This is a genomic window from Klebsiella sp. MS 92-3 (assembly GCF_000195655.1).
In the GTDB taxonomy this organism is placed as follows: Bacteria; Pseudomonadota; Gammaproteobacteria; order Enterobacterales; family Enterobacteriaceae; genus Klebsiella; species Klebsiella pneumoniae.
Genome location: NZ_GL882724.1, coordinates 157,632 through 160,732, shown reverse-complemented (window position 1 = coordinate 160,732; position 3,101 = coordinate 157,632). Strand labels below are relative to the sequence as shown.

Below are 3,101 nucleotides of genomic sequence, written 5' to 3'. Positions count from 1 at the left end.
TGATCGATGATTTTGCCCACTGCGCCCAACTGGCGCGTGAAGCGGGATATGACGGCGTCGAGGTGATGGGCTCTGAGGGCTATCTGATTAACGAATTTCTCGCCGCGCGCACTAACCAGCGCGACGACCAATGGGGCGGCGATTATGCCAGGCGCATGCGTTTCGCCGTAGAGGTGGTTAAGGCGGTGCGCCAGCGCGCCGGCCACGATTTCATTATCATTTACCGTCTGTCGATGCTCGATCTGGTCAACGACGGCAGCACGCTGGCGGAAGTCACCGAACTGGCCAAAGCGATTGAAGCGGCGGGAGCGACCATCATCAACACCGGGATTGGCTGGCACGAAGCGCGCATTCCGACCATCGCCACGCCGGTACCGCGCGGAGCTTTCAGCTGGGTCACTCGCAAGCTGAAGGGCGCGGTGTCGATCCCGTTGATCACCACCAACCGCATTAACGATCCGCAGGTCGCGGAGGATATTCTCGCCCGCGGCGATGCCGATATGGTATCGATGGCCCGCCCGTTCCTTGCCGACGCCGAATTTATATCAAAAGCGCAGGACGATCGCGCCGATCAGATCAACACCTGCATCGGCTGCAATCAGGCGTGTCTCGATCGGATCTTCGTCGGCAAAGTCACCTCCTGTCTGGTCAATCCACGCGCGTGTCATGAAACCCTGATGCCGGTCCTGCCGGCCAACGCGCCTAAACGGCTGGCGGTGGTCGGCGCCGGGCCTGCCGGTCTGGCCTTCGCCGTAAACGCTGCCGCCCGCGGTCATCACGTCACGTTGTTTGATGCGCTCCCGGAGATCGGCGGTCAGTTTAATATCGCCAAACAGATCCCCGGCAAAGAGGAGTTTCACGAGACGCTGCGTTACTACCGCACCATGCTCGATCTTCATGGTGTCGATCTACGCCTGAACACCCGCGTCACGACAGACGATCTGCTGGCGTTCGATGAGACGATCCTCGCCACCGGTATCGCCCCGCGCCTGCCGACGATCGATGGGATCGATCATCCAAAAGTGCTGAGCTACCTTGATGTCTTGCGCGATAAAGCGCCGGTTGGCGCGAAGGTGGCGATTATCGGCTGCGGCGGCATCGGCTTCGACACCGCGATGTTTTTAAGCCAGTCGGGCGCGGCCACCAGCCAGGATATCGGCGAGTTCTGCCGCGAATGGGGTATCGATACCAGCCTGCAAACGGCGGGAGGGCTGAGTGCTGAAGGCCCGCAACTGAGTAAAAGCCCGCGACAGATTGTGATGCTGCAGCGCAAAGCCAGCAAACCGGGCGAAGGGCTCGGCAAAACCACCGGCTGGATCCACCGCGCGACGCTGCTGGCGCGCGGGGTGAAAATGATCCCGGCGGTCAGCTATGAAAAGATCGATGATGAAGGGTTACATGTCACTATCGGCGGCGAGCGCCAACTGCTGGCGGTCGATCAGGTGGTGATCTGCGCCGGTCAGGAACCGCGCCGCGAGCTGGCGGATCCGCTGCGCGCGGCGGGGAAAACGGTGCATCTCATCGGCGGTTGCGACGTGGCGGCGGAGCTGGATGCGCGTCGGGCGATTGCCCAGGGCACTAAACTGGCGCTGGCGATTTAGCCCTGTCCCGGGGGCGGCGCGATGCGCCTTCCCCGGGCTACCACGATAATCCCGCACGCTAGCCCGGCTAAGGCGACAGCCGCGAGCAGGGGGAAACCGCGACAAGAATCAGCGCTGCTTACGCACCTTGGTTGCTTTCAAAATGACAAACTTATTGTTCGTCGCAATCGTCGTGCAATTACCAAACGCGCGCTTCAGCTTACGGAAGTAATCGAGGTGGCGGTTGCCGACGACGTACAGCTCGCCGCCGTATTTCAGGCTGCGGCGGGCATCGTTAAACATCTGCCAGGCGATATGGTCGGTAATAGCGTGTTGCTGATGGAACGGCGGATTACACAGAATCGCCGTAAAGCGGTCAGGCTCAATGCCGGAGAGCGAGTTGTTGACCATGAATTCACAGCGTGCGATATCGTCCGGCAGATTGCGCTCGACGTTCAACCGGCTGGAAGCCACCGCCATGTGCGACTCATCGGTAAACATGACCCGCGCGTTCGGGTTCTGCGCCAGCGCCTGCAGGCCAATCACCCCATTGCCGCAGCCGAGATCGGCGATCTCGCCTTCTAGATCAGACGGTAAATGCTGCAAGAAGAAACGCGCGCCGATATCCAGCCCGCTGCGGGCAAAAACGTTGGCGTGGTTATGGATGGTCCACGGCGTGCCGTCCAGCTTCCAGCTGTAGGTTTGCGGCGCATCGGCAAGCTCAGGAGCGGTGAAAACGCAGTGGATCAAACGCGCTTTTTTCCACGCCAGCGAGGTGGTGGTGGTGCCGAGGATTTTTTCAAACAGCGCCAGCGTCGAGTTGTGCACATCACGGGCTTTCGCCGCGGCGATGATGCGGGTTTCCGGCGTGACTACTTCGCGCAGGGCGCGCAGCTGCTGTTCCAGCAGCGCCAGCTGTTTTGGCACCTTAATCAGCACCAGCGCCGGCGCGGCCGGTAGCGGGCTCAGGCTATCCTGAAAGCGCACGCTCTCTTCATCGATACCGTTCATCCGCAGGTTGTGGCGGGTCGCCAGCTCGGAAATAAAGGAGTCGTTGATGCTGACCGGGTTGCGATCCGCCAGCGCGCAGGCGAGCGCGCCGAAGCCGTCGTTGAAGATGAGCGTCAGGCCGTCGACGTCATTCACCTGTTGCAGCAGATATTCATCCGCCGCTTCCCATGCCTGAAGCGCTTCTTCTTCAGCGTTAGGTGGGAACCGCTCTAATGTGAATAACTCACCGTTTAACTCTGCCTGGCTCATCGCCTCTCCGCCTCCGGAATAGTAAAACCCGCGAGTTTATACGCAAATCCTGTCCAGTTGAAGAGAGATCGCTGATCATCGCCGCTCAGCGTAGATCGCCCTCGTCATCGGCTCGCAGCAGCGTTATCGACGCGCGGGCGCCGGGCATCAGCTGCTGCAGATAACCTACCAGCCGCTCTCCCGCCTCATGCAGGGCCGACAACGGCATCGCCGGCAGGCTTTCGAGAATAAACCACATCGTCTGCGCGCCGCCGTCCCGCC

General features: G+C 60.9%; 2 protein-coding genes and 1 pseudogene. 1 reads left to right on the top strand and 2 read right to left on the bottom strand.

All coding sequences use genetic code 11. The features are described 5' to 3' along the window. The coding region (locus HMPREF9538_RS23925) for an FAD-dependent oxidoreductase (protein ID WP_009484037.1) at positions 1–1,601 on the top strand (1,601 nt) is incomplete at its 5' end. A 108-nt stretch (positions 1,602–1,709) separates the two neighbouring features. Here HMPREF9538_RS23925 and rlmG read toward each other — a convergent pair. Continuing rightward, positions 1,710–2,840: a 23S rRNA (guanine(1835)-N(2))-methyltransferase RlmG gene (gene rlmG, locus HMPREF9538_RS23930; RefSeq protein WP_009309651.1), complete on the bottom strand. Its 1,131-nt coding sequence runs from the start codon at positions 2,838–2,840 to the stop codon at positions 1,710–1,712. A gap of 85 nt (positions 2,841–2,925) precedes the next feature. Then, positions 2,926–3,101: pseudogene (locus HMPREF9538_RS32730) on the bottom strand (hypothetical protein); the annotation flags it as partial.